The 1,079-nt window shown below is 59.8% G+C and carries 1 protein-coding gene; it reads right to left on the reverse strand.

The annotated features are described in order from the left end of the window. Positions 1-9: 9 nt before the first annotated feature. Positions 10-1,079, reverse strand: a protein-coding gene (locus C0Z18_RS32455) for an IS3 family transposase (protein ID WP_102649546.1) whose coding sequence is annotated in 2 segments (ribosomal slippage) — positions 10-938 and positions 938-1,079 — 1,071 coding nt annotated over the 2 segments. Because the reading frame shifts where the segments join, the coding sequence is not laid out codon by codon here. This gene is flagged as partial in the annotation.

Here is a 1,079-nt window from a genome sequence, read left to right on the forward strand (position 1 = left end):
GGTCTCGGGTTATGCCGCCGCGCCCTTGGTCTGCTGAGCCTTGATCCAGTCCTGAAGAAAGCGTTCCGGAGAAACAAAGCCGAGTGACGAATGACGACGACTGCGGTTGTAAAACACTTCGATATATTCGAACAGATCGGTCTTCGCATCCTGATGCGTCTGATAGCGCGTGGCGTGAACCCGTTCGTTCTTCAAGCTATTGAAGAAGCTTTCCGTCGGAGCATTGTCCCAACAATTACCCTTGCGACTCATCGAGCAACGCATGCTGTAGGTGGCCAGCTTGCGCTGGAACTCATGGCTCGCGTATTGGCTACCTCTATCCGAATGACACAGCGCTCCCGGCGCGGGGCGGCGGCGGAACCAAGCCATCGTCAGCGCGTCCGTTAACAGGTCCGCTGTCATGCGCGGCTTGATCGACCAGCCCACCACTTCCCGGTTGAACAGGTCCAGCACCACAGCCAGATACAGCCAGCCCTCGTCGGTCCAGATGTACGTGATGTCCGAGCTGAACACCTGATTCGGCTCGGCCGGCGTGAACTCCCGGTTCAGCAGATTCTCTGCAACCGGCAGCTTGTGCTTCGAATCGGTCGTCACCCGATAACGGCGCTTGTGCCGGGCCCGGATACCGTTCTCACGCATCAACCGCTCAACGCGCTCCTTGCTGGCCGGAAAGCCTCGATCACGGATTTCCTCGGTCATGCGCGGCGAGCCGTAAGCGCCTTTGACCTGGGCATGGATCGTCTGGATCAGCGTCAACAACTGCGTATCCGTCAGCCGCGTTCGTCCCGGCGTGCCGCCGCGCTTCCACGCACGATAGCCGTTCACGCTGACCGAGAGCACCCAACACAACGACGACAGCGGATAGCGTCCGACCTGCTGGTCGATCCAGGCATACCTCACAGCAGGTCCTTCGCGAAGTATGCTGCCGCTTTTTTTGCGATCTCCAGTTCCATCTGCAAGCGCTTGTTCTCCGCGCGCAGCCGCGAAAGCTCCATTTGCTCCGGCGTGACTGGCTTCGCTCCCGCTCCGTTCAGCTTGCCTGACTCATCGGCCTTCACCCAGTTGCGAAGCGTCTGCTC

This window comes from Trinickia dabaoshanensis, from assembly GCF_002879885.1.
GTDB classification, from domain to species: domain Bacteria; phylum Pseudomonadota; class Gammaproteobacteria; order Burkholderiales; family Burkholderiaceae; genus Trinickia; species Trinickia dabaoshanensis.